The sequence below is a fragment of the Salipiger abyssi genome, from assembly GCF_017311415.1.
Classification (GTDB): domain Bacteria; phylum Pseudomonadota; class Alphaproteobacteria; order Rhodobacterales; family Rhodobacteraceae; genus Salipiger; species Salipiger abyssi_A.
Genome location: NZ_JAEKIS010000057.1, coordinates 1 through 3,333, shown reverse-complemented (window position 1 = coordinate 3,333; position 3,333 = coordinate 1). Strand labels below are relative to the sequence as shown.

3 protein-coding genes are annotated in these 3,333 nt (G+C 64.7%); all 3 read right to left on the bottom strand.

The window, feature by feature from the left end:
- Positions 1-44: 44 nt before the first annotated feature.
- The 3 genes from I6N89_RS25195 to I6N89_RS25185 are packed head-to-tail and all read right to left on the bottom strand — an operon-like array spanning position 45 to position 3,224.
- Positions 45-1,040, bottom strand: coding sequence for a tyrosine-type recombinase/integrase (locus I6N89_RS25195; RefSeq protein WP_009574303.1), 996 nt, complete (start codon positions 1,038-1,040; stop codon positions 45-47).
- The gene (locus tag I6N89_RS25190) at positions 1,027-1,983 is read right to left on the bottom strand and encodes a tyrosine-type recombinase/integrase (protein WP_009574302.1); all 957 of its coding nucleotides are present in this window, start codon (positions 1,981-1,983) and stop codon (positions 1,027-1,029) included. The genes I6N89_RS25195 and I6N89_RS25190 overlap by 14 nt, the downstream gene beginning before the upstream one ends.
- Entirely contained in the window at positions 1,980-3,224 is a 1,245-nt protein-coding gene (locus tag I6N89_RS25185; RefSeq protein ID WP_009574301.1) for a tyrosine-type recombinase/integrase, read from the bottom strand. The genes I6N89_RS25190 and I6N89_RS25185 overlap by 4 nt, the downstream gene beginning before the upstream one ends.
- Between the last annotated feature and the right edge of the window lie 109 nt (positions 3,225-3,333).

Genomic DNA, 3,333 nt, shown 5'->3' with positions numbered 1-3,333 from the left:
CGGCAGAGGATCGTCCACGACCGGGTGAGACGACCACAACGGTGTTACAGGCCATTCAGGAAGGCCATGAGGTCCTTGTCCTCCTTCCACCGCCTTTTCGGTCCCGGAGAGCCAACCTCGCAAAGCGCCACGGCATTTGCCTTCAGCGTGAGGTCGATCTCGGCATAGATGTTCGTGGTGCTGATCGACACGTGGCCGAGCCAAGCGCGGATGGTGTTGATGTCGACGCCGGCGAGCACGAGATGGCAGGCCGTCGTGTGCCGGATCACGTGTGGTGTCACCGCCCGACCCGCCAGTCGAGGCACATCGGCAGCGCAACGTTCGACCAGCCGATACACGCCGAACCGTGTGTAGGCATGGCCGAGCCTGCTGAGGAACACCGGGGCCTCGGGCGCGCGGCCGATGATCTGTTCCGCCAGGACTCGCTCCGTTTCCGACCAGAGCGGGCATTGGCGTATCTTGCCGCCCTTGCCGTGCAGTGTGGCTAGATCGTGCCCACCTCTGTCGCGGTCAAGGGTCAGGTCCCGAACCTTCAGCTGCGTGACTTCGGAGACGCGAGCCCCGGTATTGTAGAGGAAGAGAAGCAGCGCGTATTCGCTCTGCCCTCGACGGTTCTTGCGGTCCGGAACCGCGAGCATCGCTTCCATCTCCTCCCGCGACAGCCAGCCGACCGGCGGCAACATCGCCTTCTTCGAGGCGATCGCGCGGATGTGGCTGCACCATTCGACCTGTGCGGGATCGCGGCTTCCCACAAAGCGGGCGAAGGCCCGGATGGCGGCGAGCCGCTGATTGCGCGTCCTGACGGAACATCCGCGCTCCTGCTCGAGATGGGCAAGGAATTTCAATACAAGTGCCGAGGTGAGGTCCTGCATGGCCAGGCGTTCGATGGGCTTCCGGACCTTTCGGCTCGCGAAGGGCAGGAGCAGCTTGAACGTGTCGCGATAGCTCGCGCGAGTGTTCCGGGCCAGATTGCGCTCGCTGACGATATACTCAGTTAGGAAGCGCCGGAGCCATGGCCCAATGAGATCACGGTCTGGCATCCGACCCTCCTCCGGCATAGCGCGCGAAGAGCAGCGAGGCCTGCGCAAGGAGGTCCGGCGTCATCGTCATATAGACCTTTGTGCCTTCGAGGTCGGAATGGCCGAGATAGGTGGAGAGCGCGGGCAGCAACCGCTGTACGTCCGCTCCCTGTCGATACCAAGCGATCAGCCGGTGAACCGCGAAGGTATGCCGGAGGTCATGTAGGCGCGGGTTCTTCCGCCCTCCGGCCCTGCCATGCACATCCGCAACGCATCTCAGGCGATCGAAGGCGGCCTGAACGGTGCTGCTGGCGAGCCGCGTGCCATCCCTGTTGGCGAGCAGGAACGACGTGGCACTCTCCGCGACCCCCTTGACGGGCCGAACCGAGAGGTGGGCATCCAGTATGCCTGCAAGCTGCGGACCCACGGGAACCAACCTGCTCTTTTGGAACTTCGTATCGCGGATCGTGAGGATCGCCTCCGCCGTATCCACATCAAACAGGGTGAGAGCGGTCGCCTCGCCGAACCGCAGCCCGGCCCCGTAGAGCATCAGCAGCAGGGTCCGGAACGTCGCGGGGTCGAGTTGCCGGGAGCCTTGCAAGGCATTGTCGATGTGATCCGGGTCGAAGAGGCGCTGCAGCTGATCCCGGCTGTAGATATGTGGCGGTGCCTGCAAGGGTGGGCGCCGCTCGCTTTCAGGAAGCGGCGACGAGAGGGCATGGCCGCGGCTGATCGCGTAGCGCCAGAACCCGGCCAGCGCGTAGTGTTTGTTTTCGCGGTGCCGGGTAACGGGGCCTGTCCCGGCGAGGAAGGCTTGGACCTGCGCGCATGTGACAGCGTCGCATCCGGCGTCGCCATCGGCGTGCTGAAGGAACTGTCGAAGCAGGTTCCGCGCCGTCAAGAACTTTACGCCGTGCGCCTGGCGCCATGCCACGTAGTGTTCGATCGCATCTCTCAGCTTCATACGAGACCCTCCAGATCGAGGGCCGCGACCTCTCGCAGAGTCCGGAGGTCGACCTTGGCGTAGATCGCCGTCGAGGTCGGGTCCCGGTGCCCAAGGAAGTCGCCGATGACCTTCATCGCCACGCCTTGGTCCAGCAGGTGTTGGGCGGCGGCATGGCGGAGCGCATGTGGTCCTCGACGACCGGAGACCACGCCGATCCCGGCCAGGCGGTCGCGCACGATCTTGCCCAGAGCCTTCCGCCCAAGGGGGCGGATCGGGGCACAGGATGTGAAGAAGAGGCTCCGCCCGAAGCCGGTGGGACGCCCGTTCCGGATGTAGTCGAGGATGGCACCGCCGACCTCCTGCGACAGCGGCCACAGATGCGTGCGACCCGGCTTTGGACAATGCACGCGCAGGAGCTCGTTCTCCCAATCGAAGTCATCGAGGCTGAGACCCGCGACTTCGCCCGCGCGCAGGCCGAAGGAGGCGAAGAGCATCAGGATCGCGCGATCGCGTCTGTCGACGGGCCGCTGACCCTCAGACGCCAACAGACGCTCGACATCCTGACGCTTGATGCCCTTCGGAAGGCACTCATCGGCCCTGTATCCGGGCGCGACGGTGCCCGCGGCCAGCCCGGGCCGACACCACCCGCGCTTCTCTGCGAAGCCGACAAACGACCGGACGCGCTGCGCGAAGTCGTGGATCGTTCTCCGGCTCCACGACCCGCGTTGGTGTTCATCGCCGATGATGCTGTCGATATCGGTGACCTCAAGAGTGTCGAGCCGGATCCCCATCTGGTCGAGGTGTTGGAGGAATGTACCGGCGGCGCGCCCGTAGCTTTCGATACTGGCATTTGCCAGGCCACGTTCGTCGCGCAACCAGCGCTCGTAGGCCTGAAGCTCGGGCGGAGGCCAACTAAATTCGCCTTCGGCGTCTTCGAGCCAGCCGAGATACCGCACCAGTGCAATACAGTGGCTGACGAAGCGTTGGCGGGCCTTCGACGTGGCCGGCGTAGCGCTTCTGCGGCCCCGCGGCTCCGACCAGAGTGTCGCGGCGGCTTCGATGTTCCGCGGGTGGATCCGATCGCCGTCGCGAAGGTCCAGAAGGCGAACGAGGTTGAGGTGGGCGTTGGCCTGTTTGCGCAGGTTGGCGCGGCTCGCGCCGGTTCCCTTCAGGTGGACGAGGTAGTCTGCGCGTTGTGCCGCGAGCGGGGCGTCACGATGTTTCGCCGCGGCGGGCGGCAAGAAGATGTCTTGGAACATGGGTGTGTCTCCATAATGTGGAGACACAGGATTTCGCAGGTCAGGACATGATTTGTGGGTTTTTCGGTTCGGACGGTCTCATGAACACGACCTCGCTGCACCCTTCAGC

Excerpts from the sequence above, each read along its gene's own strand:
- I6N89_RS25190 (WP_009574302.1), bottom strand. The coding sequence starts at position 1,983 with ATGAAGCTGAGAGATGCGATCGAACACTACGTGGCATGGCGCCAGGCG.
- I6N89_RS25185 (WP_009574301.1), bottom strand. The coding sequence starts at position 3,224 with ATGTTCCAAGACATCTTCTTGCCGCCCGCCGCGGCGAAACATCGTGAC.
- I6N89_RS25195 (WP_009574303.1), bottom strand. The coding sequence starts at position 1,040 with ATGCCAGACCGTGATCTCATTGGGCCATGGCTCCGGCGCTTCCTAACT.